Source organism: Bathymodiolus japonicus methanotrophic gill symbiont, from assembly GCF_019721995.1.
Lineage (GTDB): Bacteria > Pseudomonadota > Gammaproteobacteria > Methylococcales > Methylomonadaceae > Methyloprofundus.
In genome coordinates, this window is the sequence record NZ_BLYC01000004.1 from 37,062 (window position 1) to 60,465 (window position 23,404).

A 23,404-nucleotide genomic window follows, 5' to 3' on the forward strand; every position below is an offset into this window, starting at 1 on the left:
CCTAAGGGGAATTAAGTAGGGGTTTGCTATAAACATGGCAAAACCACCTAAAATAAACCTCGATACACCAGCATTGTGTATTTCAGCTACTCAATAATTGGGAAACTTCAGTCAATATAGTTTGCGAAGGCCTGAGCTTTGGCATTAGCAGAAATTTATTGCTTCGACGAAAACCTGGTTTTCGCAGTGCGTGGTTTTGAATCAGCATTAGCGAGTCCTTTTCAGACGGTAAGAGGTATTCCGGCTGAACTAAGTATTGTCGCCTAAATTCGAGAGGTGTTTGTTGAGCTTTAGGAGTATTTGCATAGCAAATCATGAAAGTTAAAAGTTTAGTTGTTTACCATTGCAAAGATATTTAGGATAATATCCTGTTAATGTGATTTTATGCTGTAATGCGAAGCGCGACAATAAGTAAATCTTCGTCAGCCTTTTTGTGAGATCTAGTACTGATTATGTTTGATAATTTAACCGACCGTTTAGGTAAAACCCTAAAAAATCTTCGCGGCCAGGGGCGGCTGACAGAAGATAATATTAAAGATGCAATGCGTGAAGTGCGGATGGCTTTGCTGGAAGCCGATGTTGCGCTTCCAGTAGTTACTGCATTTATTGATAATGTAAAAGTAGCAGCTCTAGGCAAGGAAGTTCAAACTAGCCTGTCACCCGGACAGGCGCTGATAAAAGTTGTGCAGTCTGAGCTTGAAAAAGTAATGGGCGAGCGCAATGAAGAGCTGGATTTAAAAGCTAATCCGCCTGCAGTTATCCTTATGGCGGGTCTGCAGGGGGCAGGTAAAACAACGACAGTTGCCAAGTTAGGTCGCTGGTTGCAAGAAACAAAAAAGAAGTCAGTTGGGGTAGTCAGTGCCGATATTTATCGCCCGGCCGCGATTAAGCAACTGGAAACGCTTGCTAGTGATGTGTCGCTTACTTTTTTTGATACTGATGTAAGTAAAAGTGCGGCCGATATTGCACTAAATGCCATAGAGCAGGCTAAAAAGAAATTTCTGGATGTCGTGATTGTCGATACGGCAGGTCGTCTGCATATCGATGATGAAATGATGACTGAGATTAAGCAATTACATGCTGCGATTAATCCGGTTGAAACTTTATTTGTGGTCGATAGCATGACCGGGCAGGATGCTGCGAAAACCGCAAAGGCATTTGATGATGCACTGCCATTAACCGGTGTGGTTTTGACCAAGACCGATGGTGATGCGCGTGGCGGAGCCGCTTTATCTATTCGGCATATTACCGGTAAGCCTATTAAGTTTGTCGGGGTAGGTGAGGCGACAGATGCGCTGGAGCCATTTCATCCTGATCGGATGGCTTCAAGAATCCTGGGTATGGGAGATATGCTCAGCCTGATTGAGGATATTGAGCAGAAGGTCGATAAAAAGAAAGCCGATAAGCTAGCTAGAAAATTACATAAGGGCAAAGGATTTGATCTGGCTGATTTTGTAGAGCAATTAGAGCAGATGCAGAATATGGGTGGTATGGGGGCAATGATGGATAAATTTCCGGGCATGAATGAAGTGCCGCAGGACATGAAAGATCAAGTAAATGATCAGCAATTAGCGCGACAAATTGCGGTGATTCGCTCTATGACCAAGCAGGAAAAACGTTATCCTGATCTGATTAAGGGTAATCGTAAGAAACGTATTGCCAAGGGTTGCGGGCAAGAATTGCAGGATGTGAATCGTGTTTTGAAGCAATTTAAGATGATGCAGAAAATGATGAAGCGCTTCAAGAAAGGTAATATGGCAAATATGGTGCGTGGAATTAAAGGCAATATGCGCGGAATGCGGATGTAAATTCGATTTACTTGCGATGTTTTTTGGAATTTTTCTTCACATAATAATTAAAACGCGTAGAATAGTTGGATTAAATTTGGTTAAATGTAATTTTTGAGGAAGTTAGATGGTAGTTATTCGTCTTGCCAGAGGTGGGCAAAAAAATCGTCCTTTTTATCATGTAGTTGTGACAGATAGCAGAAACAGCCGTGATGGACGTTATATTGAGCGCTTAGGTTTTTTTAATCCTTTAGCTAAAGGATCTGAAGAAAGATTAAGACTTGATGAAGAGCGCATTGCGCATTGGCAGTCAAAAGGTGCACAACCTTCTGATCGCGTTGCTAAATTATTAAAAGACGCTAAAAAACAAGCAGCTGCAGCATAGGTTTGGCAGAGCAATTTGTTAGTATTGGGAAAGTTTCGGGTCTGTTTGGGGTCAGAGGCTGGATAAAGGTCTTTTCATATACTGAAGTACGTGAAAATATACTGAGCTATTCGCCCTGGACTTTACGCAAAGGCAAGGAAAGCAAAGAAGTTCAAGTGATTGATGGTCGGCGGCACGGAAAAACAGTCGTGGCTCGTCTGCAAGATGTAGATGATCGAGATCAAGCGGCTGAATTAAATGGCTGGGAAATCCTGATTCATGCGCATCAATTGCCAGCAGCAAAGCATGGTGAATATTACTGGGCTGATTTAGTCGGTTTACAAGTTAAAACGGTCGATGGTGTGGATTTCGGGACTGTTGAACAGATGCTTGAGACAGGTGCTAATGATGTTGTTGTTGTCTCGGGTGACCGGGAGCGCTTAATTCCTTTTTTACAGGGACAGACTATTATCAATATTGATCTGGCCGCTGGCGAGATGCTGGTAGACTGGGATGCTGATTTTTAATGCGCTTTGATGTGCTGACAATATTTCCGCAAATGGTGCTCGATAGTGCGATGAACGGAGTGACAGGACGTGCGATAAAACAGGGATTGGTTGGCTTGTCGGTGTGGGATCCGAGGAATTATACATCGGATAGGCATCGAACAGTGGATGACCGGCCTTATGGTGGTGGTCCTGGGATGGTGATGAAGTACCAGCCCTTAAAGGATGCTATCGCAAGTGCTAAAAATTCAGCGGGTAAAGAGATTGTTAAAGTTGTTTACTTGAGTCCGCAAGGCAAGCCTATTACGCAGCAGATGCTGAATGACTGTGTCGCATTGGATCAATTGATCCTGGTAGCAGGGCGCTATGAAGGAATAGATGAGCGCTTTATTGAGAACGAATGTCAGGAAGAATGGTCGTTGGGTGATTTTGTTATTAGCGGCGGCGAGTTAGCTGCTTTAGTCGTTATTGATGGTGTATCAAGACTATTACCTGGGGTATTGGGTGATGATGAGTCTGCTCGGCAAGACTCACATGTGGACGGGCTGTTGGACTGCCCTCACTATACCCGACCGGAAGTAATCGCAGGACAAAAAGTGCCTGATATTTTGCTGAGTGGTAATCATAAGGCCATTGAACAATGGCGGTTACAGCAGTCGCTGGGGAAAACCTGGTTGAAAAGGCCAGGTTTATTGTTAGATAAAGAATTAACAGCACAGCAGCAGGCGTTGTTAGAAGAATTTAAAATTGAATTGAAGTATAAAAAGGTGTAGTAATGAGTAATATTATTAGTCAATTGGAAGCAGAGCAGCTGAAAAAAGATATGTCGGTTTTTAACCCTGGTGATACAGTTGTTGTGCAGGTCAAAGTAAAAGAAGGAACTCGTGAGAGATTGCAGGCTTTTGAAGGTGTTGTGATTGCAAAGCGTAACCGTGGGTTAAATTCAGCGTTTACGGTTAGAAAAATTTCTCATGGTATTGGTGTAGAGCGTGTTTTTCAAACACATAGCCCGCTGGTTGGAGATATTCAGGTGAAACGTCGTGGTGCAGTACGTAGAGCCAAGTTATACTATTTGCGTGAGCTATCAGGTCGAGCAGCACGTATTAAAGAAAAGCTATAAGCAACGCTTGTTGTTGCGAGTAGATAAAAGGTGTCTTCGGGCGCCTTTTTTTATGCTTGCTAACTTAAAACATCAATTTTTACTTTGGGATTTATAAGTCCCTGGATATGTCAACTCCAGTTTCCTCAAGTAAGGCGCGGCGTAGTTTTTCTGCTTCTGCGGCACGCTCAATGATATTAGGGGTTAGGCAGACTTTGCCTTCAAAGCGCTTAATGCCGCCTGTTGTGCGTTCGCTGACAACATCAACAATAATTTTCCAGTTAATTTTCTTTTTGTCGGCAGCAAAAGCAAAAACCAGCGCCAGGTCACCCAGGTTATTGATTAGTCGAGGGATTCCGCCAGAGTAATAATACAAAGCTGCACAGGCAGAGGGGTGAAAAATAATTTCTTCACTGCCGGCAACTTTTAAACGGTAATGGATATATTCCTCAGTTTCCTGATAACTTAATGGCTGTAGATGATATTCAATGGAAATACGTTGCGAGAACTGTATCAGTTCCGGTCGATTTAATTTTTCAACTAACTCAGGCTGACCCACCAGCACTAGTTGCAGCATGATATCCTGGTTAACATTGATATTAGATAGCAGGCGTAGTTCTTCCCGTGTCTGTATGTCCATATTCTGGGCTTCGTCTACAATTAAAACGACGCGCTTGCTGGCGCCGCTTTTTTCGGTAATAAAGTTAACAAAGGCTTGATAGCGCTCGGCTTTATTACTAGCCGTAGATTCAATTTTGAATGCAGCTAAAACCCAGGTTAATAGATCGCCGAATGCACTATGGGTATTGGTGATTAAGCCCACCTCGCAGTCTGCGCGTAGTTCATCAAGCAAGCTACGTACCAGGGTGGTTTTTCCAGAGCCAATTTTCCCCGTAATCACAGTAAAGCCCGCCTGACTAACAAGACCATATTGTAAGGTTGTTAACGCTTTTTTGTGTTTAGCACTTAAATGGAGAAAGCTTGGGTCAGGAATCAACGAAAAGGCTTTTTTGTGAGACCGAAAAACTTTGTATACATCATCAGTGTTCCCATTGAAAGAAGAAGTACCTAAACAAAGCAGCCTATAACCTACCTGAAGGTAGCACCACTCGAATATCTCCATCTTTTTGATTTTAATCACTTATAACAGCAAATAGACACTCTGTAGGCACCGTAAAAAAACAACAAATAATTTCAAATAAAGCTTGCAATTGCCGAAAAAATTTTCTAAAAATTTCCGTTTTAATCACCTCATAAACGGATATCACCCATGCTTAAAGACCTACCACTCTCTGAACATATTCACCAACACTGCAATGAAAGTATGGAACGTGCCCTGTTAGCAGAGCGTCATCCTTTGTGGGCTCGTTCATGCCCAGAGTTGAAGGATATCGACTTTATTCGCCTTGGGTTATTACGCTGTATCAGTGTAGTCGATAGTGGTCGCAATTTCCTCCAAACCAATGAACAGATTTATGGCCAGCTGCTTCCCCGCTCAACGTATTTTAAATCACTGAAGTCGCATAGACGAACAAGTATGCTTGAGGCATTTGAACAGCAGAGCTACCATCTTCACTCTGAAACACTGCTATCGCAAGACATTGATTATCTTAAAGCATTCCCGGAACTTGAGGAATACACCATAGAAGCAGCGGATGGACATTTTATTGATCATGCCTGCCATACTGAAAAAAACAGCAAGGGGAAGGTTTATGCGGCCGGGGGGATTTACGCGTTGAATCTCAGAAGTGGGTTGCTCAGATTTCTTTGTCTGGTGACAAACGGAACTCAGAGACATCAAGAAATACCTGTGTTACGAGATCATATTGAAAAGCAAAACACGGGGAGTCGCTATTTTTGCGAAAGCTTGTTTTGGGCATCCCAGCCCAAGCAAGCAGCAAAAACTTAACGCGACCACTTATGCCTCCGGCGGCCCCGATTCGTCCTCGTCACCTCGTCCCGACCCAACAAGGGGTCGGAACATAGGCTCCAAATGACTTGACGCCGTGTCGGATGGCCTTTTATTTTGTCTCCACCTTCGCTAACGCTCAGACTCCGACAAAATAACGGCCCTACGGCTATCGAGGACTAAAAATCATCACTTCGCTTAGGCTCCGTTTCCCTGATTTTCAGCGAGGGAAATAACAGCTCTCAGAAACATCTCTATGTCTACGATAAAGCCGTCACCGACTTTGTCTGGTGGGATCGGCAGAAACGAGATGCTAATTACATGATTTCAATGCTAAAAGAAAATTCAATTGCGACTCTGGTTGAGTCTATCCCTTTTGACTCCCGCCATGAGATCAATACAGGGGTTGAAGCATACAGTGTGTACGAAAACAAGGGCATCAAATTTAACGTGGTGGATTACCGTGATCCAGAAACCGGAAAACTTCACCGGTTTGTGACAACCTTGCCAATGACTATTAACCCTGGAACCATTGCCATGCTGTATTTCAAGCGATGGACGATTGAAAAGACATTCAATAACACTAAAAGTAATTTCAAGGAAACTAAAGCTTGGTCTTCCAGTACCCGCTCACTTGAAAATCAAATGCGCCTGACTGCAATGAGCTATAATTTAATGCGAGTGTTTGAAGAGATTTCAAAAACACAACAGCCAGAATTGATTCATCCATCGGATAAAAAATATAGCGAGGCTCTGGAGATTAGGCAGCAACAGGCCCAAAAACGAGATCGTTTTGTGAAATCATTATTTTTCCAGGCAAGAATATCTCGTATCAGCTCGTATACCATTCGAGCAGTTCAAAACGCAATAATAACAGGAATGTCTTTACAGTGCTTTATGAGCTCTCTTGTGGCGAGGTTAGTTTCACGGCCTCAATTGATAGGGGAACACTGATGGTATACATAGGTAAGTGCGGGCTGTTGTTTATTGGGACTACAATGAAAATTTTATTATACCGTAATTATTCTTTTTGTAGAGAGATTAACAAGGTAGTGCAGCAGCTATTTTAGCTTTGATGGATAGATAAGGCTTAATGTTGTTAATATTTCAATGGCATATTGACCCTTTTTCCGCCTATTAAGTATGCTGCAGTACTAGTATTTAAAATCAGTGGGCAGGAGGGGTTAAGGGGGGGGTGCTTTGGCGAGATAACTAAACACGATATAATACTGATACTGCCTGGCATAAGCGTTCAATATTAGAAAGATTTCCAGGCAGGTTTAAAACTAACCATTTGGAGAGCTTATGCAGGATTTTGTCGTCGGGCAGCGATGGATCAGTGCGTCAGAGCCGGAGCTGGGTCTGGGTATTGTGTCTAATGTGGCGATTAATCGAGTTACTATTTTATACTTAGCCAGTGATGAGCGTAGAGTTTATGCGCAAGACAATGCTCCTCTAACCCGGGTACGCTTCTCTGTGGGTGATGAAATTGAAGCTGAAGATGGGCTGCAAGGCGTAGTAACAGATGTTGGTGAGCGAGCAGGAATTGTTCATTATCAGATGCTGACTCAGCAGAGTGATACTGTATTAATTGATGAAATGGCTTTGAGCCATCATATCCAATTTAATAAGCCGCAAGATAAATTATTCATCGGTCAGGCCGAAGCTGGGCTCTGGTTTACCTTACGTTATCAAACCTGGGAGCATTTGCAGCGCTTGCATAAAAGTCAGGTGAAAGGGCTGCTGGGTGCGCGTGCTGCATTAATCCCTCATCAGCTCTATATCGCTCATGAAGTTGCTCAGCGAGATGCGGTCAGGGTGATGCTTGCTGACGAAGTAGGTTTGGGAAAGACTATTGAAGCGGGCTTGATTTTGCAGCATAGACTGCATATGGGGCTTTCCGAGCGAATAATGGTTCTGGTCCCTGAAAGCCTGCTGCATCAGTGGCTAGTAGAGATGCTACGACGATTTAATTTGCAATTTAGCCTTTTTGATGAGTCCCGTTGTGAGGTGTATGAGAATACTAACCCTTTTTTAAGCGAGCAGTTAATTTTATCTAGCCTGGACCTTTTTAATCAGAACCCGCAGAGAAAAGAGCAGGCTGCTCAGGCTGGCTGGGATATTATAGTGGTAGATGAAGCGCATCATTTACAGTGGTCAGAGCAGGGAGCCAGTGATGCCTACCTGTTTGTAGAGCAGTTGGCACAAAGTTCTGCTGGCTTGATTTTATTAACGGCAACTCCTGAGCAACTTGGCAAAGAAACGCATTTTGCGCAATTAATGCTATTAGATGCTGATCGGTTTTATAGTCTTGCGCAGTTTTTAGTAGAACAACAGGAATTTGAGCCAATTGCACGTTTGGCAGAAAAAATAGTGCATCAGTTGGCTCTGGATACTGCAGATAAGCAGCTCTTGACCAGCCTGGTCGATGAAAAATTAAGCGCTGATTTTTTGCGCAAGATGGACGATAAGCGGTTAAGGCAGGAAGTGATAGATCAGTTAATTGACCGGCACGGAACTGGACGTATTTTATTTAGAAATTCGCGGCAGGTGGTGCAGGGTTTTCCGCAGCGGGAATTTTATGCCTATCCCTTGCAACAGCAAGCTGGGAAGAGCGAGCATATTTACCTGCAATGGTTAGTGAAACAGTTAAAGGCGCTGCAAGGGTTTCAGGTTTTGCTGATTTGCAAACATGCGGATACAGTACTCAGCTTACATAAGCAGTTGCGTGATAAACATGCAATTAATGCAGCTGTGTTTCATGAGGGGATGAGTATTATTGAACGTGATCGAGCTGCAGCCTATTTTGCGGATCAAGATGCGCAGGTGCAAATTCTGCTATGCTCGGAAATTGGCAGCGAGGGGCGAAATTTTCAATTTGTGCAGCATTTGATTTTATTGGAATTACCCGCAAACCCAGACCTACTGCAACAAAGAATTGGTCGCCTGGATCGCATAGGTCAGCGACATATTATTAAAATTCACGTACCTTATATTATTGCAAGCAAGCAGCATAGTCTGTGTCTTTGGTATGGCGAAGGGTTAAAGTTATTTCAGCAAAACAGTAATGCAGCGAGTGAAGTCTATCGCTTGCAAAGGCAGGCATTAGAAGATGTTTGCTTAAGTGAACAGCAGCAAGGGTTAGACCAGCTTGTTACTACGGGAAAGGTTCTGCTTAACAAAATAGAAGCGCAAATGCACCAGACGAGAGACGTGCTGTTAGAGCTTAATTCCTGCCAGAAAAATGTTGCTGATGACATCATAGCGGGTATTGAAAACAGTATGCAAACCCGTGTGTTGTGGGAATATATGGAAAATGTATTTGATTGCTTTGGAGTGGAGTCAGAATTTCATTCAGAAAGCTGTGCTATTTTGCAGGCAGGGCAGTTGCAGCGCGTCAGCCATTTTCCAGGTGTGCCGGAAGACGGGGTTACGGTAACCATTGATAGAGCTATTGCGTTAGCGCGTGAAGATATGCAATATCTGAGTTGGGAGCACCCCATGCTAGTGTCGGCAATGGATTTAATATTATCCGGTGGTGTTGGTAGTGCGGCAGTAAGCGTGGTTAGACATGAGGAGCTAAGTGCCGGACAGTATTTTCTGGAGTGTCTTTTCCTGGTTGAATGTAGTGCGCCTTTGCCATTGCAATTAAGCCGGTTTTTGCCGGCGACGCCGATACGTATTTTTATAGATCAACAGCAACAAGATTTGACTATGCAATTTCAGCATGATGAGCTTGTGGAGGTGGATGAAAAAATAGAACTTGAACAAATTAGCGCGTTTATCAGTGCAGAACATAAGAATATCAATGCCATGATTGCCATTGCCGAGCAAAAATCTGCAACTATTATGCAGGATATTGTTACGCAGGCAAATGAAGAGATGCTTAAGGTGTTAGCCAAGGAAATAAAGCGCCTAGATGCGTTGATCCAGGTAAACGCAGCGATAAAACCAGACGAAATAAGTGCCTTAAAAGATAAGGCTGTTGCATCTCATGGATATATTAAGGGGGCTAAATTGCGCTTGGATGCAGTTCGTTTTATTATAAGCAGTTAGATAAAAATTGTCTGGTTGTTTGGGCATAAAAGCCGAGTATTGCTTTAAGTGCCTAGAATCAGTGGAAATTAAGATAATAAAATTATAGAGGAAAACATGGGCTTATTTGATTCGATTACTGGCAAATCAAAAGTTAAGGCAGCTAATAAAAAAGTACAGAAAGCACGCGCAAATGATGATGCTACGCAAGCTGAGCAACTGTTAGCAGAAGCAATGCTTGTATATGAGAGCATATCATCTGGAAACTCTGCTTTTAATGATGCGCTCTATAACTGGGGGATGGCACTATTATATCAAGCGCGATTAAAACAAGGTGCGGAAGCTGTGGCTCTTTACCGGCAGGCAGGTACAAAGTTCTCATATTGTCTAGTGGCAAAGCCTGAATACTTAGGTGCGGCTTTAGACTGGGGCGTTGCCTTAATGGAACAGGCTGCTTTGCAGGATGCTTCTGAAAAAGCCGCAAGTTATACTTTGGCAAAAGAGAAATTTGCTATCGCAGACGATATACAAGAAGGTGTAGCCAGTTATAACTTCGCATGTTTGCATGCGGTAGATAATGATTTTGATGCTTGTAAAAAGGCGATAGAGAGAGCTTTAGAGTATGGCAACCTGCCTGATGAAGAAGAGATCAAAAACGATGCTGATATGAGTATTGCTAAAACCAAGCCCTGGTTTAATGATTTTATTGCTTCTATTGATGCGCCGGAAAGTGATGAGGATTCTGAAGCAGATAACGCCGAGGATGATGCTAAAAATGTTGTCTATAGTAAGACTAAAGTGCGTACCGATGGCTATAAAGTTGAACACGATAAAAAAGACAAATAGCATATGCGAATAATGTAATTGTAGGTTAAATAGACAAAGTGAATGAGCTATAATACCGTAGTTAAATACTTGGTATTTACAAGATTAATAATTTATACTCTTTGCGCTCAGCAATTGGTATCAAGGGGTTTGCTATAATACAGCGGGCTACTGGTCTGATGCTGAGGCAACTTTATTTATAACTCTTTAGGAGAATGTTCAATGGCTTACGAATTGCCAGCTTTACCTTACGCAAAAGATGCTTTAGCACCCCATATCTCAGAAGAAACGTTAGAGTTTCACTATGGTAAGCATCATCAGACTTATGTGACCAATTTAAATAACCTGGTGCCGGGGACTGAATTCGAAGGAGCTTCTGTGGAAAGCCTGGTGATGCGAGCTTCTGGTGGTATTTTTAATAATGCAGCCCAGGTATGGAATCATACTTTTTACTGGAACAGCTTGTCGCCTAATGGCGGTGGTGAGCCTACGGGTGCCTTAGCCGATGCAATCAATGATTCTTTTGGTTCATTTGCTGAATTTAAAGACGCGTTTACTAAATGTGCGGTAACTACTTTCGGTTCTGGTTGGGCGTGGCTAGTAAAAAATGCTGATGGTAGTCTGGAGCTAGTCAGTACCAGCAATGCAGGTTGCCCGTTAACAGAAGGGCAAACGCCTTTATTGACTTGTGATGTTTGGGAGCATGCGTATTATATTGATTACCGAAATGCGCGCCCTAAGTATCTGGAAGCTTTTTGGGCCTTAGTGAATTGGGAATTTGCGGCGGAGAATTTTGCCGGCTAACTCTTGATGCCTGTAAGTAGGATTTTTTGCCTGCCTGCAGACCAAAAAAAGCCTGAGTTGTTAGCAGCTCAGGCTTTTTTTGCAGTTATTTTACTACTCGTAGATGTGGCCGGGTCGGAGGAGGGGCTTCTGGTGGAGTATGATCCTCCTCTTCATCAGGGTCAAATACCATGCCTTTGCCGTTTTCTTTCGCATAAATGGCCAAAACGGCTGGGACAGGGGCAATGATATGCAGGGCTTGTCCATTAAATCGAGCATTAAATTCAATGTTCGTATTTTCTAATGCCAGGCCCTGAATTGCTTCGGGGCGCATATTAAGGGCAATTTTGCCATCTTCTATGTAATCGTTGGGCAGTTCTGCGTGTGGGTGGGATGCGTCGACTAGTAAATGCGGTGTTAAATTATTATCAACAATCCACTCATATATGGAGCGGATAAGATAGGGCTTTAACGAGGTCATCGTTTGCTGAGCGGTTTAGTCATTTCCTGTTCTTCTTCGCTCAGGCTGGCCACAAATGCTTCGCGCTTGAATAGGCGTTGCGCATAAGCATCTATAGCGCCTTCACTTTCAGACAAGTTGATGCCTATATGTGGTAATCGCCATAGTAAAGGCGCTAGTGTACAGTCAATTAAAGAAAAATCTTCGCTCATAAAAAAATCGCTGGCTGCAAATAGTGGCGTTGCAGCAATCAGGCTTTCTTTAAGCATCTTTTTTGCACGCGCAGATTTTTTCTCACCCGAGTTAAGTACCTCGTCCAGTAAATGATACCAGTCCTGGTCGATGCGCTTGATAATCATGCGCGCATTAGCCCGGGAAACCGGATCCATTTGATGTAGTGGCGGGTGAGGAAAGCGCTCGTCAAGATATTCCATAATAATGCGCGAATCGTATAAGACCAGATCACGCTCGACTAATGTTGGCGAAGTACCGTTCGGGTTGAGTTCTAACAGGCTTTCTGGTGGATCGCTAGGGTCAAAATATTCAATTTCTGCAGTGACGCCTTTTTCATGCATGGCGAGTCTTGTGCAATGACTCATTGCGCAAGTTGGTGAAGAAAACAAGGTCATGACGGAACGACGAGTATTAACAGTTACCACGAATCATAACTCCCAATTAGTTAAAGATTAGACAAATAGGGTTATTGTAGCATATCTCGTTGTAACTAGGCGGAGCATATTTTATTTACTACCAGACGTAGGCCAGATTAGATTTTTTGTCGCGTAGCAAAAAGTGTTATCTGGCACAGGGCGTAAAGAAGATGGTATGTAAGAAAGTAGACTATGAGTAGTCACCATCCTGAGTGAAATCTATTGCACGGCGGGGGCTTTAGTGTGTGCCGGATAACGTTATCTGCGCTTATCTAGTGCAGCACTAGATAAGCTAATCCGGCCTACGGTGCTTTATTGGGTTGTGTAGTGTGGTTTTATTTAATCTCTACGATACTGATCACGTCAAACCAGTCTTGCGTATTTTCATTACTAGCGGCATGATATTGCAGGATAACAGAATAGCCGATGCCACTGCTGGAGTCAGTTACACGAGGAATAAGGACTTCGCCATCGCTGAAAATCAGGGAAACGGAGCCTAAGCGAAGTGATGATTTTTAGTCCGCGATAGCCGTAGGGCCGTTATTTTGTCGGAGTCTGAGCGTTAGCGAAGGTGGAGACAAAATAAAAGGCCATCCGACACGGCGTCAAGTCATTTGGAGCCTATGTTCCGACCCCTTGTTGGGTCGGGACGAGGTGACGAGGACGAATCGGGGCCGCCGGAGGCATAAGTGGTCGCGTTAAGTTTTTGCTGCTTGCTTGGGCTGGGATGCCCAAAACAAGCTTTCGCAAAAATAGCGACTCCCCAATTTCAGGGTTAAAGGTTGCGCGATAGGCGTCTACCACGTCTTCAACACTCAGCTCTTCTATAGCCGTCAAGATAAAATTAATGCCACCTTCTGAGCTACGAGCTTGTTGGGCTGGCGGATCTAACTCCGCCTCATACATCTTTTTACCAACGCGAACAATAGGGAGACGCAGTTTACCGGTAAGTGCTTCAAAAGTAGCTGCATTTCTGGCTGCTTGCTCAGTATTTAGAGGGTGTTGGTAATTTTGATTGCATATTGGTCGTCTCTGGTATGGAGAAGCCACAATATGTTCTTCACTGGTAGGATATGATTTTGGTTTTCCAGGTACTTCATTGCCATCTTGATCTTTAGTTGGAGCCCCATGGCCTGCTGCAGGACGAGTACCATTTTGTTTCTAACCAAAATAATGGACCCTTGAACACAGCTGTTTGGTTTGTCTTCATTCACTGGGGTATCTTTATTGTTTTTGCCTTCGCTGAAAATCATGGAAACGTAGCTTAGCGAAGTGGTCATTTTTAGTCCCTGATAGGCGACAGGGCAATTCGCTGATTCGACGTGTGCTAGCAGCACGCGAGAGGAGCAAGAATTGCATTCCGAATAGCCGTCCAGCCAGTGAGGTAGTAATGACGAAGCGGCTTTTGTGCGTAGTCGTTGCGGACGCAGGGCGTTCAGGGCATCTCCCATCCGCTGCGTAGGTGAACGAATTATGGCGACAGGAGTCCCGGAATTTCGTGAGGTAGCATGGCGCGCCTGTAAGCGGTGATGAAATGGCAATAAGATAGTTTATTGGCTTTGAAGTTGGCGGTACACCAATCTTGACGGAGTTCAATGAACCAAAACAAGGATCGACAACACCTATTAGTGCGCCTTCAAAATAACCTAAGTTATAAGAGAGCTGAAGTTTCCTAGTTTTTAAAGCATAAGAATATCAGCTAATGCTTATTTTTCTGAAATATTAGATATTACTAATATTAATGGCATTCCGTTGACTAAAAGCCTTGAATTCTTTTTAAAAACAACAGGTTAATCGTGAACGAGGCCTAGTTTTAGTGTATAATGAAAGTTTCTAACACATTGATTATACAAACAAACCGGCCTCATTCATGTTCATTTTACGCGATACTTTACTTCCGCCGCTGTCAGCCCCGGACGGGCTGATAGTCTCCAGAAGGCGCAGGGAAATTTGCCAATCCGAAGTGCGCGATAGCGCGCGAGGGAGGCTAAAATTTTATCCCGAATAGCCGTAGAGCCATTTGTGGTAGCCATGACTGAGCTGCTTTGTGCTCAGTCTGTGGCGGACGCAGGGCGGCTGAAGCATCTCCTGTTCGCTGCGTAGGTGAACGAATTACGGCGACAGGAGTCCCGGAATTTCGTGAGGTAGCATGGCGCGCCTGTTCAAGATCATTTTTCCAAAACCACTTTAGGCCGCGAACGAGCCTCTCTGTTTGTTTACACGATCCTGTCGCTGAAAATCAGGGAAACGTAGCCTAAGCGAAGTGATGATTTTTAGTCCGCGATAGCCGTAGGGCCGTTGTTTTGTCGGAGTCTGAGCGTTAGCGAAGGTGGAGACAAAATAAAAGGCCATCCGACACGGCGTCAAGTCATTTGGAGCCTATGTTCCGACCCCTTGTTGGGTCGGGACGAGGTGACGAGGACGAATCGGGGCCGCCGGAGGCATAAGTGGTCGCGTTAAGTTTTTGCTGCTTGCTTGGGCTGGGATGCCCAAAACAAGCTTTCGCAAAAATAGCGACTCCCCGATCAAAGCAAATATCCATGGGCACAAAACATTGTATCGGTAGGGTTGCTGAAACAGGTCAAAGGTCGCTGGGCGTGCTTATTTTTAGATTTCCGATTTTATCTCCCCTTAAAAACAATTCAGGCAAAAAAAGAAACCGCCACGATAAGAGGTGATGTCGTTCCTTTCCAGACCAAGCAGGCGCGCCATGCTACCTCACGAAATTCCGGGACTCCTGTCGCCATAATTCGTTCACCTACGCAGCGGATGGGAGATGCACTGAGCGCCCTGCGTCCGCAACGACTACGCACAAAAGCCGCTTCGTCATTACTACCTCACTGGCTGGACGGCTATTCGGAATGCAATTCTTGCTCCTCTCGCGTGCTGCTAGCACACGTCGAATCAGCGAATTGCCCTGTCGCCTATCAGGGACTAAAAATCACCACTTCGCTAAGCTCCGTTTCCATGATTTTCAGCGGGGGGCGGAATAAAAAGTACGGGCAGCGTCTGGGGTCAGCCACAGACATGGCAAAAACAGTACAACAAAAGGCCCGATCGTATACCGTGAATCTCTATGGAAAACAGCGTGAAGTCAGGGCTTATAGTCGCGTTGTCATGCTGAAAACATTGAAACGACCCGTTCAGGTTGTCTGGGTGTTTCGTCGCACACAGTGGATTGCTTTGTTTGCGACCGATCTAAGTTTATCCGTCACACAGATTATTGAGTATTATGGTGCGCGATGGAAAATCGAATCCGGGCTCAAAGAACTCAAGCAAGACATAGGGAGTCAGAAAAGTCAGTGTCGAAATACGCAGGCAGTGACCAACCATTTGAACTTCTGTATGATGGCAACAACGCTGACGTGGATTTACGCGGATCGTTTAAAAACCGATCCGGAACGTCGGCACAAAGTGAAGGGGCGAGCCAGTTTCGCCTTTTCAGATATCCGCCGCATCATTGCCGAAGCGGCTTTGGATCCGTATTTTGAAAGGGTTTGCCCCAAATACAGCAGCTCCCCTGTAAATTCGGTGGTAGCCGTTTTATTGCGAATGGTTGCTTGATGAATTTCTAAGAAACTTCAGTAAGAGAGGTACATGTGGTTAGAAATGCCAGCAGTACCAGATATAATTTTTTCTCCACTTTCATCGAAAGAAGAGCCAGTTTTATCGAGCCAACGTTTAAATGTATAAACCCCATTTTCTCCCCTTCCCTGCACATTTAAGTCAGTTAGGCAGTCAGGGTCAAACACATAAAGTACCCAGCTTTTTTGCCAAAGCAGTTTGTGCCTTTAGGACAAACCTCGAGAGTTATAATTTCATCGCCTGCACTTGTTAAAACGTACCAGTCCTTATCTTCTGAATCATATAAATGGCCTTGTATATTTTTACCTGAATTAAGTGGGGTTGCCTGGTTAGAGCGGTTATTAAATTCGACATCGACATTGTCGTAATCATCATCAGGTTGGTCAAATATAGTATCACCGTTACCATCCACTGGATTGCCGATAATAGTGATTGTTAATTTTGCTGTTGCACTTTCACCTGAAAGAGCAAAATATTGGTAATCAAATATATCCATAGAAACTTCACCTGCTTTTAAGGCGACAACACTAGGTGACGTTTGATATAAAGAATATGTATATGTACCATCTGCTGACAATATTAAAATGCCATACTCACTTGCAGGGGAGCGGCTTAGTTGTACATACTTACCATTGCTATCATTGGTTGTAAGGTCTCCACTTATTGATGTGATGAGTTTATTATCTGTATCAAACTGGTTTGGAATTGCTGTATTAGTCATCAGTGTTCCCCTATCAATTGAGGCCGTGAAACTAACCTCGCCACAAGAGAGCTCATAAAGCACTGTAAAGACATTCCTGTTATTATTGCGTTTTGAACTGCCCGAATGGTATACGAGCTGATACGAGATATTCTTGCCTGGAAAAATAATGGATTCACAAAACGATCTCGTTTTTGAGCCTGTTGCTGCCTTATCTCCAGAGCCTCGCTATATTTTTTATCCGATGGATGAATCAATTCTGGCTGTTGTGTTTTTGAAATCTCTTCAAACACGCGCATTAAATTATAGCTCATTGCAGTCAGGCGCATTTGATTTTCAAGTGAGCGGGTATTGGAAGACCAAGCTTTAGTTTCCTTGAAATTACTTTTAGTGTTATTGAATGTCTTTTCAATCGTCCATCGCTTGAAATACAGCATGGCAATGGTTCCAGGGTTAATAGTCATTGGCAAGGTTGTCACAAACCGGTGAAGTTTTCCGGTTTCTGGATCACGGTAATCCACCACGTTAAATTTGATGCCCTTGTTTTCGTACACACTGTATGCTTCAACCCCTGTATTGATCTCATGGCGGGAGTCAAAAGGGATAGACTCAACCAGAGTCGCAATTGAATTTTCTTTTAGCATTGAAATCATGTAATTAGCATGTCGTTTCTGCCGATCCCACCAGACAAAGTCGGTGACGGCTTTATCGTAGACATAGAGATGTTTCTGAGAGCTGTTATTTCCCTTGTTTTGCTTTTCAATATGATCTCGTAACACAGGTATTTCTTGATGTCTCTGAGTTCCGTTTGTCACCAGACAAAGAAATCTGAGCAACCCACTTCTGAGATTCAACGCGTAAATCCCCCCGGCCGCATAAACTTTCCCCTTGCTGTTTTTTTCAGTATGGCAGGCATGATCAATAAAATGTCCATCCGCTGCTTCTATGGTGTATTCGTCAAGTTCTGGGAATGCTTTAAGATAATCAATGCCTTGCGATAGAAGTGTTTCAGCGTGAAGATGATAGCTCTGCTGTTCAAATGCCTCAAGCATACTTGTTCGTCTATGCGACTTCAGTGATTTAAAATACGTTGAGTGGGGAAGTAGCTGGCCATAAATATGTTCATTGGTTTGGAGGAAATGGCGACCACTATCGACTACACTGATACAGCGTAATAACCCAAGGCGAATAAAGTCGATATCCTTCAACTCTGGGCATGAACGAGCCCACAAAGGATGACGCTCTGCTAACAGGGCACGTTCCATACTTTCATTGCAGTGTTGGTGAATATGTTCAGAGAGTGGTAGGTCTTTAAGCATGGGTGATATCCGTTTATGAGGTGATTAAAACGGAAATTTTTAGAAAATTTCTTTCGGTAATTGCAAGCTTTATTTGAAATTATTTGTTGTTTTTTTACGGTGCCTACAGAGTATCTATTTGCTGTTATACGTGATTAAAATCAAAAAGATGGAAATATTCGAGTGGTGCTACCTTCAGGTAGGTTATAGGCTGCTTTGTTTAGGCACTTCTTCTTTCAATGGGAACACTGATGGTATTAGTATCATTCCTGGCAATGGGGGCGCTAGATCCATCAGATAAGTTGGGATCAGCATTGACATCAATAATTAACCGGGCAGTATCTGTCTGGCCAGATTCATTTGCAAGGGTATAGGTAAAGCTATCAATACCTACTCCACTAGAGGGCCGGCTAGCATTAGTTGTACTATCGAAAAGCTGGTAGGTATATTCGCCATCAGAGTCGAAAGAGGTAATTAGCCCATACTGGCCAACCCATGATTGCTCAAGCGTAGCGATAGTACCATTAATATCATTGCTTATAACATTGCCTTCAGCAACTATATAAACGCCAGCTACTGCAGAAATATGATCATCTCTCGCATTAGGATAGCTATTAGATGGAACAGAGGGAGTAGTCCCGCCCCTAAGTTGTAGGGCAAAGACATTGACTGAGCTGACTAAAAGAAGAGCTGCTAATATGGATGTGTGTTTTATATGCATAAGGGGATATGTGTCTAAGACTGTGCAAGCAATTAGTATTGCTTAGAAGTTTAGTTTGTTTTTTTATATAGTCAAGCGCTACACCTGTGCCTGGGGGTTGTTATATTAAAAAAATATTATGATATCAGTTATATAGATTCTTTCCGCCGCTTGTGCAGCAGCTATTGTAGTATCATGGGGTACGTGACTTAATATTTTTGTTAAATCAGGCGTTTAAAACGCGTTTATCCTTCAAAACAACACGGTGCTGCACGAACTTAATTATTACTCATTTTGCTAAAAAATTAATGATAGAATGCATAATTGCACAATCATCGTTTTGGTAGACTGAAGTCCGCCCTACATTATTGCTTGAAACAAAGAGGACATAATAATGATAAAAAAATCTTTAAAAATAGCTTGTTTATTTGTCAGTATTGGCTTTGCGGGTTCTGCATTTGCTTATAATGCAGGAAATACCGAGCGCAAGTGCCAGGATCCAAAATTTAAAACGTTTGTCCCTGCGCATAAATCAGAAGTCGATCCTGAATCAGAAATTTCATTTACGGTTTCCGGGTATGCTGATCCAACGACGATTAAGGCAACGGCTAAAAATGTGCCATTAGAGCTGACTATCGTTGATAAAAATAGTTTTTATGCTGTTTCGGCGAAGTTGCATGCATCTTTAACCGGGAAATATGCGCGGATTCATGTTAGAGCACATAATTCTGTGGAATGTAAATCTAAGGATGGCTGGTTGATTAAAATCAGGGATAAGCCAGCGAGCGCAGAAGCAGTTGAGACAGGTGCCATTGTAGAAGAGAGTGAGCAGGTTCAATAAGGAATTTTATTTTCCAGTGCCTGCCATGCAATAAAAGGGCTAAGTGATTCGCTTAGTTGTAAATGGTGTATGGGTATTTCTCGTTTTTCAGGTGCTAGGGAAATTTTCTCATAGATAAAACTATCATCAAAACCTGCCTGCGCAGCATCAACGTGACTGCAGGCAAAAAAACCTGTTTAAGCCTTGCCCAGTAAATCGCGCCAAGACACATAGGGCAAGGCTCGCAACTACTGTAAAGTATGCAGTCAGCCAATTGAAAGGTATTTAATTGCTTACATGCTGTACGAATAGCAACTATTTCTGCATGAGCGGTAGGGTCATTACAGCAAGTGACGGTGTTGGTGCAGGCAGAGATGATCTTTCGCTGAAAATCATGGAAACGGAGCTTAGCGAAGTGGTGATTTTTAGTCCCTGATAGGCGACAGGGCAATTCGCTGATTCGACGTGTGCTAGCAGCACGCGAGAGGAGCAAGAATTGCATTCCGAATAGCCGTCCAGCCAGTGAGGTAGTAATGACGAAGCGGCTTTTGTGCGTAGTCGTTGCGGACGCAGGGCGTTCAGGGCATCTCCCATCCGCTGCGTAGGTGAACGAATTATGGCGACAGGAGTCCCGGAATTTCGTGAGGTAGCATGGCGCGCCTGTGATCTAAACAGATAATAGCAGCAAAGGGACCACCTTTTTTTGTGGCAACATTTTCTTTGGCTAAATCGACAGCTTGTTGTAAAAATTCTGTATGCATTGTTTAGTCATCTGAAACACACCAACAAAGCTTTGATGCAATAGTCATACCTTCAAGTCCTTCATGCTTTTCATGGTAAAAAACAATAAAGATTTAGAGCCGGCACGCTACACACTAGGCTATAAATCTAGCGGATTATCGGGATTAACCCCGGGCATAAAAGGTAGGCGCCTATCTTGGTTAGTTATCTGATAGACTTTTCCTAGCCAGTTATTAAACACGGCTTTTGCTGTGTCGCGCCAGGTGTTGTCTAAAAATTCCTCGATTTCCTGTTCCGGGAAAGGCAAAATAGCGTGCTTATTTTTTAGAGCATTTTTTACATGTCTGGCATAAGTGTTGAAAATAGCTTGTACTTCAGTATTAAAATAGTGCTCTGGAAAAGGCGGGTACAGGTTAGTTTCCTGATTAATAAAACGCATGACTTCGCGCTTATATTCCTTCATCAGGCTAATGGCATCATATTCAGGGTGTCCCTGAAAATAGACGATACGAAAGCCGTCAGGGCTAACAGCCAGATGAACCCCTGCTTCGGGGCTGGCAACCAGAATTTTAACCCCCCGTTGCTGTAAGTCTGAGGCAAACACTTCATTAAAGCGTGAGTGTGGTACATCAAACCGGGTATTGATTTCAGCGATAAGTGGATGCGTGCGGTCGATGACTTTATGCGCATAAACTCCCCAGCGCTTGCCCGGTAAACGGGTGCGTTCAATGCCATAGCAAAACTGAATCAAGGCGTGAGTGGCAAGGCAGGAGCAAAGAATGGAGGTCACATTGTGCTTGGCCCATTCAAATACTTCGGTTAACGGCTGCCAGAAATCCTCATCTTGTAGATGCTCATGAGTAACATTAGCGCCACTGATAATGAGTGCATCCAGGCCATCCAGTTTAAGCTGCTCAAAGGTTTCATAGTATTGATCGATATGTGCCTGTGCTGCTGCATCTCTGGGCAAACCTTTAATCGTAAACGGGTGAACATGGAACTGGGCGATTTGATTACATGCGCCAATCAGGCGAAAAAACTGTCTTTCGGTCGCTTCTAGTGCGGCATCCGGCATAATATTGAGAAAGCCGATATGTAATTCGCGGATGTGCTGATGTGTGGCGCGATCCGGGTTAAGAATATCCTCGCCTTCTTCTTGTAGGCGCTGGAATGTAGGTAATTGTGTGTGAGCAACTAAAGGCATGGCATTTCTAGGGTGTTTGCTGGTCTATTGCAGCGGCAATAAGCTGAATAAAATCGGTCTCATTCGTAACTCTCGCAACAGCGCAGGCATCAAGAGTATAACCATATTCATCGGCAATTGCCTGATAGCGCGGCAAGCGGCATGTAAATAAACGGGGGAAAACCCAGTTGACAAACTCATCAGGGGGGATGGTGTCGGGGTCAGTATAATTATTTTCGCGCATAAATACTGCCAATTGCTGGTCTAAAAACTCTTCGCGATAATACAATGGTTTGGGTGAAGTTTTAGAGCGCTCGATAATGGTTGCGTTTAATTCTGGCGAGGTTTTGATATAGATAATCAGTGTGTGTTTTGCCAGGTGTTCTAATACCTTTTCATCATCTAGCTCGCAAACACTTCCCCCCGCATCATTGATAAAATGCTTATAGCCGTAAATACTCTCCGCTTTATGGATAAACTCACTGACATCATACATTGCAGCTATTTCCGCTTTATGATGTAACTTCTGTCTGCGTTTAAATTCATCGAGTGGCAGACCACCTAGCTTGCGGTCACCAATTTTTCCTAAAAAGCTGGAAACAGGTGCAAGATTATCTACCGAGACGTTGTTGCAAATATAAATTGAGTCAGAAAGTAACAGATCCTTTAAAAACGGGACTTCCATGGCCTGTTGTTTGATATTATCCAGTATTGGTTCGCCTAAGTATTTGGTGCCGATGCGGTAATCTCCCGAATAATGAAACCACTTGTCTCGGGGTAATTTGTTTGCCAGTGTGGTTTTTCCTGCGCCAGACATGGCTAACAGCGTGATGCTTTTGGAGCCCCAGTCTAGGAACTCCCGAGAACTCATTTTCATGCAAATTTTTTCCTGGTGCAACAATTGCTTTCCTTTGTTGAAAGGAGCTATGTTTACGTTTGTGTATTAACAAGAGGTTTAGTCGGATGCCAGGTTTATCTGTCTTGTAAATCTGTTATCCGAGTACAGCGTTAGTCGAGAAAGTCCTTGAGTGGCGTGTCGTCCATATCACTACGGCGGGTGTCCGAGTTAGAATAGCCTAAATCATCTGGCTCAAGATCATCAAATGGCGCATTCCAGTCTTCGGGAGCCTCTACAAAGTCAAAAGTTGAGTTATACCAGCTGTCGTTATCAAATTCGGTTATATCGCCATTATGATATTGCACTTCGATGCTGTCGTCACTCTCTTCAATGGCAACGACCTTAAACAATAAATTATCTTTATACCATTGGTCGATTACGGGGTCTGTTATGGTAGTCATGATTAATTCCTTGTTCAGTATGTGCAGGTAAATAATTTAGCCTTGGAAAAAACACAAGTAGCTTGTTTTAATCCTTTTTTATAGCTGTATTTCATATTGCGTAGAAGGTTTATTTGTCTCTAGGGTTAATACGATATTATGCCTATGGGTTGCAGATTGCAAGGTCTGAATATGGATTTGTGTAAATGCAATAAGCAGGTGTTTTTAAGCGCCTGCATTATAAACTGAAGTTTCCCAATTATTGAGTAGCTGAAATACACAATGCTGGTGTATCGAGGTTTATTTGTAACTACTCAGCGTACGCTTAAAATCAGGGAAACGGAGCCTAAGCGGAGTGATGATTTTTAGTCTCTGGTAGGCGACAGGGCAATTCGCTGATCCGAAGTGCGCTAGTAGCGCGCGAGGGAGGCAAGAATTGCATTCCGAATAGCCGTCCAGCCATTTGAGGTAGACTTAACTGAGCAGGGTTTTGTGCGTAGTTGAGTAGTTGAGACGGACGCAGGGCGACCAGGGCATCTCCCATTCGCTGCGTAGGCGAATGAATGTTGGTGACAGGAGTCCCAGAATGTTGTGAGGTAGCATGGCGCGCCTGAATAATTAAAAAAGTTCTTGACAGGGTTTTAGTCTGGTTTTTGTGATTTTTAGTAAACTGCCCAACAG

31 protein-coding genes and 2 pseudogenes are annotated in these 23,404 nt (G+C 43.5%); 16 read left to right on the forward strand and 17 right to left on the reverse strand.

The window, feature by feature from the left end; translation table 11 throughout:
- The first annotated feature begins 452 nt into the window (after positions 1-452).
- The 5 genes from ffh (at position 453) to rplS (ending at position 3,777) form a co-directional block, all read left to right on the forward strand.
- Positions 453-1,808, forward strand: coding sequence for a signal recognition particle protein (ffh, locus tag K6984_RS07030; RefSeq protein ID WP_221894873.1), 1,356 nt, complete (start codon positions 453-455; stop codon positions 1,806-1,808).
- A 106-nt stretch (positions 1,809-1,914) separates the two neighbouring features.
- Positions 1,915-2,172: a 30S ribosomal protein S16 gene (rpsP, locus tag K6984_RS07035; protein WP_221894874.1), complete on the forward strand. Its 258-nt coding sequence runs from the start codon at positions 1,915-1,917 to the stop codon at positions 2,170-2,172.
- A gap of 2 nt (positions 2,173-2,174) precedes the next feature.
- On the forward strand, positions 2,175-2,678 hold the full coding sequence (rimM, locus tag K6984_RS07040) for a ribosome maturation factor RimM (protein WP_230987970.1): 504 nt from the start codon (positions 2,175-2,177) through the stop codon (positions 2,676-2,678).
- The gene (gene trmD / locus K6984_RS07045) at positions 2,678-3,430 is read left to right on the forward strand and encodes a tRNA (guanosine(37)-N1)-methyltransferase TrmD (protein WP_221894875.1); all 753 of its coding nucleotides are present in this window, start codon (positions 2,678-2,680) and stop codon (positions 3,428-3,430) included. The genes rimM and trmD overlap by 1 nt, the downstream gene beginning before the upstream one ends.
- A gap of 2 nt (positions 3,431-3,432) precedes the next feature.
- On the forward strand, positions 3,433-3,777 hold the full coding sequence (rplS, locus tag K6984_RS07050) for a 50S ribosomal protein L19 (RefSeq protein WP_221894876.1): 345 nt from the start codon (positions 3,433-3,435) through the stop codon (positions 3,775-3,777).
- A gap of 91 nt (positions 3,778-3,868) precedes the next feature.
- Here rplS and K6984_RS07055 read toward each other — a convergent pair whose 3' ends face one another.
- Entirely contained in the window at positions 3,869-4,897 is a 1,029-nt protein-coding gene (locus tag K6984_RS07055) for an ExeA family protein (protein ID WP_230987971.1), read from the reverse strand.
- Between the two features lie 129 nt (positions 4,898-5,026).
- Between K6984_RS07055 and K6984_RS07060 the strand changes: the two genes are divergently transcribed.
- From K6984_RS07060 to sodB, 6 genes are all read left to right on the forward strand, one after another.
- Positions 5,027-5,665: a hypothetical protein gene (locus tag K6984_RS07060; protein WP_221894877.1), complete on the forward strand. Its 639-nt coding sequence runs from the start codon at positions 5,027-5,029 to the stop codon at positions 5,663-5,665.
- Positions 5,614-5,742, forward strand: a complete 129-nt coding sequence (locus K6984_RS32805; protein ID WP_263458596.1) for a hypothetical protein — start codon at positions 5,614-5,616, stop codon at positions 5,740-5,742. Before K6984_RS07060 ends, K6984_RS32805 begins: the two co-directional genes overlap by 52 nt.
- A 244-nt stretch (positions 5,743-5,986) precedes the next feature.
- Positions 5,987-6,619, forward strand: coding sequence for a transposase (locus tag K6984_RS07065; protein ID WP_221894878.1), 633 nt, complete (start codon positions 5,987-5,989; stop codon positions 6,617-6,619).
- A 351-nt stretch (positions 6,620-6,970) separates the two neighbouring features.
- On the forward strand, positions 6,971-9,721 hold the full coding sequence (gene rapA / locus K6984_RS07070) for an RNA polymerase-associated protein RapA (RefSeq protein ID WP_221894879.1): 2,751 nt from the start codon (positions 6,971-6,973) through the stop codon (positions 9,719-9,721).
- Between the two features lie 96 nt (positions 9,722-9,817).
- Positions 9,818-10,546: a hypothetical protein gene (locus tag K6984_RS07075; RefSeq protein ID WP_221894880.1), complete on the forward strand. Its 729-nt coding sequence runs from the start codon at positions 9,818-9,820 to the stop codon at positions 10,544-10,546.
- 201 nt (positions 10,547-10,747) lie between these two features.
- Positions 10,748-11,329: a superoxide dismutase [Fe] gene (sodB, locus tag K6984_RS07080; protein ID WP_221894881.1), complete on the forward strand. Its 582-nt coding sequence runs from the start codon at positions 10,748-10,750 to the stop codon at positions 11,327-11,329.
- An 85-nt stretch (positions 11,330-11,414) separates the two neighbouring features.
- On the opposite strand, the gene K6984_RS07085 is transcribed toward sodB, so the two are convergent.
- The 4 genes from K6984_RS07085 to K6984_RS07095 form a co-directional block, all read right to left on the reverse strand.
- Positions 11,415-11,789 (reverse strand): ClpXP protease specificity-enhancing factor, encoded by a 375-nt coding sequence (locus K6984_RS07085; protein WP_221894882.1) that lies wholly within the window; start codon positions 11,787-11,789, stop codon positions 11,415-11,417.
- Complete coding sequence (locus K6984_RS07090) at positions 11,786-12,427, reverse strand: glutathione S-transferase N-terminal domain-containing protein (RefSeq protein WP_263458671.1); 642 nt, start codon at positions 12,425-12,427, stop codon at positions 11,786-11,788. Before K6984_RS07090 ends, K6984_RS07085 begins: the two co-directional genes overlap by 4 nt.
- Positions 12,428-13,039: 612 nt before the next feature.
- Complete coding sequence (locus K6984_RS32810) at positions 13,040-13,168, reverse strand: hypothetical protein (protein ID WP_263458596.1); 129 nt, start codon at positions 13,166-13,168, stop codon at positions 13,040-13,042.
- A 242-nt stretch (positions 13,169-13,410) separates the two neighbouring features.
- Entirely contained in the window at positions 13,411-13,869 is a 459-nt protein-coding gene (locus K6984_RS07095; protein WP_221894883.1) for a hypothetical protein, read from the reverse strand.
- Here K6984_RS07095 and K6984_RS32815 point away from each other — a divergent pair.
- On the forward strand, positions 13,826-13,948 hold the full coding sequence (locus tag K6984_RS32815; protein ID WP_263458672.1) for a hypothetical protein: 123 nt from the start codon (positions 13,826-13,828) through the stop codon (positions 13,946-13,948). The genes K6984_RS07095 and K6984_RS32815 overlap by 44 nt on opposite strands.
- A 344-nt stretch (positions 13,949-14,292) precedes the next feature.
- Here K6984_RS32815 and K6984_RS07100 read toward each other — a convergent pair whose 3' ends face one another.
- On the reverse strand, positions 14,293-14,451 hold the full coding sequence (locus K6984_RS07100; RefSeq protein ID WP_221894884.1) for a hypothetical protein: 159 nt from the start codon (positions 14,449-14,451) through the stop codon (positions 14,293-14,295).
- Positions 14,452-14,463: 12 nt separating this feature from the next.
- Here K6984_RS07100 and K6984_RS07105 point away from each other — a divergent pair, with 12 nt between their 5' ends.
- On the forward strand, positions 14,464-14,676 hold the full coding sequence (locus K6984_RS07105; RefSeq protein ID WP_221894885.1) for a hypothetical protein: 213 nt from the start codon (positions 14,464-14,466) through the stop codon (positions 14,674-14,676).
- On the opposite strand, the gene K6984_RS07110 is transcribed toward K6984_RS07105, so the two are convergent.
- The 3 genes from K6984_RS07110 to K6984_RS07115 all read right to left on the reverse strand — a co-directional run bounded on the left by K6984_RS07110 (position 14,606) and on the right by K6984_RS07115 (position 15,231).
- Positions 14,606-14,770, reverse strand: a complete 165-nt coding sequence (locus K6984_RS07110) for a hypothetical protein (protein ID WP_221894886.1) — start codon at positions 14,768-14,770, stop codon at positions 14,606-14,608. The genes K6984_RS07105 and K6984_RS07110 overlap by 71 nt on opposite strands.
- 27 nt (positions 14,771-14,797) lie before the next feature.
- Positions 14,798-14,926, reverse strand: coding sequence for a hypothetical protein (locus K6984_RS32820; RefSeq protein WP_263458596.1), 129 nt, complete (start codon positions 14,924-14,926; stop codon positions 14,798-14,800).
- A 134-nt stretch (positions 14,927-15,060) separates the two neighbouring features.
- Positions 15,061-15,231 carry a hypothetical protein gene (locus tag K6984_RS07115; protein WP_221894887.1) on the reverse strand — a complete coding sequence of 57 codons (171 nt, stop codon included), beginning with the start codon at positions 15,229-15,231 and terminating at the stop codon, positions 15,061-15,063.
- A 169-nt stretch (positions 15,232-15,400) separates the two neighbouring features.
- Between K6984_RS07115 and K6984_RS07120 the strand changes: the two are divergent.
- Positions 15,401-15,982: pseudogene (locus tag K6984_RS07120) on the forward strand (transposase); the annotation flags it as partial.
- A 166-nt stretch (positions 15,983-16,148) separates the two neighbouring features.
- On the opposite strand, the gene K6984_RS07125 reads toward K6984_RS07120, so the two are convergent.
- The 3 genes from K6984_RS07125 to K6984_RS07135 all read right to left on the reverse strand — a co-directional run bounded on the left by K6984_RS07125 (position 16,149) and on the right by K6984_RS07135 (position 18,722).
- On the reverse strand, positions 16,149-16,724 hold the full coding sequence (locus K6984_RS07125; RefSeq protein ID WP_221894888.1) for a VCBS domain-containing protein: 576 nt from the start codon (positions 16,722-16,724) through the stop codon (positions 16,149-16,151).
- Positions 16,724-18,022, reverse strand: coding sequence for a transposase (locus tag K6984_RS07130; RefSeq protein WP_221894889.1), 1,299 nt, complete (start codon positions 18,020-18,022; stop codon positions 16,724-16,726). Before K6984_RS07130 ends, K6984_RS07125 begins: the two co-directional genes overlap by 1 nt.
- Before the next feature lie 199 nt (positions 18,023-18,221).
- Positions 18,222-18,722: an Ig-like domain-containing protein gene (locus K6984_RS07135; RefSeq protein ID WP_221894890.1), complete on the reverse strand. Its 501-nt coding sequence runs from the start codon at positions 18,720-18,722 to the stop codon at positions 18,222-18,224.
- Positions 18,723-19,095: 373 nt separating this feature from the next.
- Between K6984_RS07135 and K6984_RS07140 the strand changes: the two genes are divergently transcribed.
- Complete coding sequence (locus K6984_RS07140; RefSeq protein ID WP_221894891.1) at positions 19,096-19,542, forward strand: hypothetical protein; 447 nt, start codon at positions 19,096-19,098, stop codon at positions 19,540-19,542.
- Here the strand turns inward: K6984_RS07140 and K6984_RS07145 are convergent.
- Positions 19,536-20,023 (reverse strand): annotated as a pseudogene (locus K6984_RS07145) (nucleoside deaminase). The gene K6984_RS07140 and the pseudogene K6984_RS07145 overlap by 7 nt on opposite strands.
- A gap of 48 nt (positions 20,024-20,071) precedes the next feature.
- Between K6984_RS07145 and K6984_RS32825 the strand changes: the two are divergent.
- Positions 20,072-20,200 carry a hypothetical protein gene (locus tag K6984_RS32825; protein WP_263458673.1) on the forward strand — a complete coding sequence of 43 codons (129 nt, stop codon included), beginning with the start codon at positions 20,072-20,074 and terminating at the stop codon, positions 20,198-20,200.
- A 201-nt stretch (positions 20,201-20,401) separates the two neighbouring features.
- Here K6984_RS32825 and metA read toward each other — a convergent pair whose 3' ends face one another.
- From metA to K6984_RS07165, 4 genes are all read right to left on the reverse strand, one after another.
- On the reverse strand, positions 20,402-21,466 hold the full coding sequence (metA, locus tag K6984_RS07150; RefSeq protein WP_221894892.1) for a homoserine O-succinyltransferase MetA: 1,065 nt from the start codon (positions 21,464-21,466) through the stop codon (positions 20,402-20,404).
- A 7-nt stretch (positions 21,467-21,473) separates the two neighbouring features.
- A complete protein-coding gene (locus K6984_RS07155) occupies positions 21,474-22,322 on the reverse strand; it encodes an ATPase (RefSeq protein WP_221894893.1) in 849 nt (282 codons plus the stop codon).
- Positions 22,323-22,453: 131 nt separating this feature from the next.
- Positions 22,454-22,744 (reverse strand): DUF6763 family protein, encoded by a 291-nt coding sequence (locus K6984_RS07160; RefSeq protein WP_221894894.1) that lies wholly within the window; start codon positions 22,742-22,744, stop codon positions 22,454-22,456.
- A 325-nt stretch (positions 22,745-23,069) separates the two neighbouring features.
- Positions 23,070-23,267, reverse strand: coding sequence for a hypothetical protein (locus tag K6984_RS07165; RefSeq protein WP_221894617.1), 198 nt, complete (start codon positions 23,265-23,267; stop codon positions 23,070-23,072).
- Between the last annotated feature and the right edge of the window lie 137 nt (positions 23,268-23,404).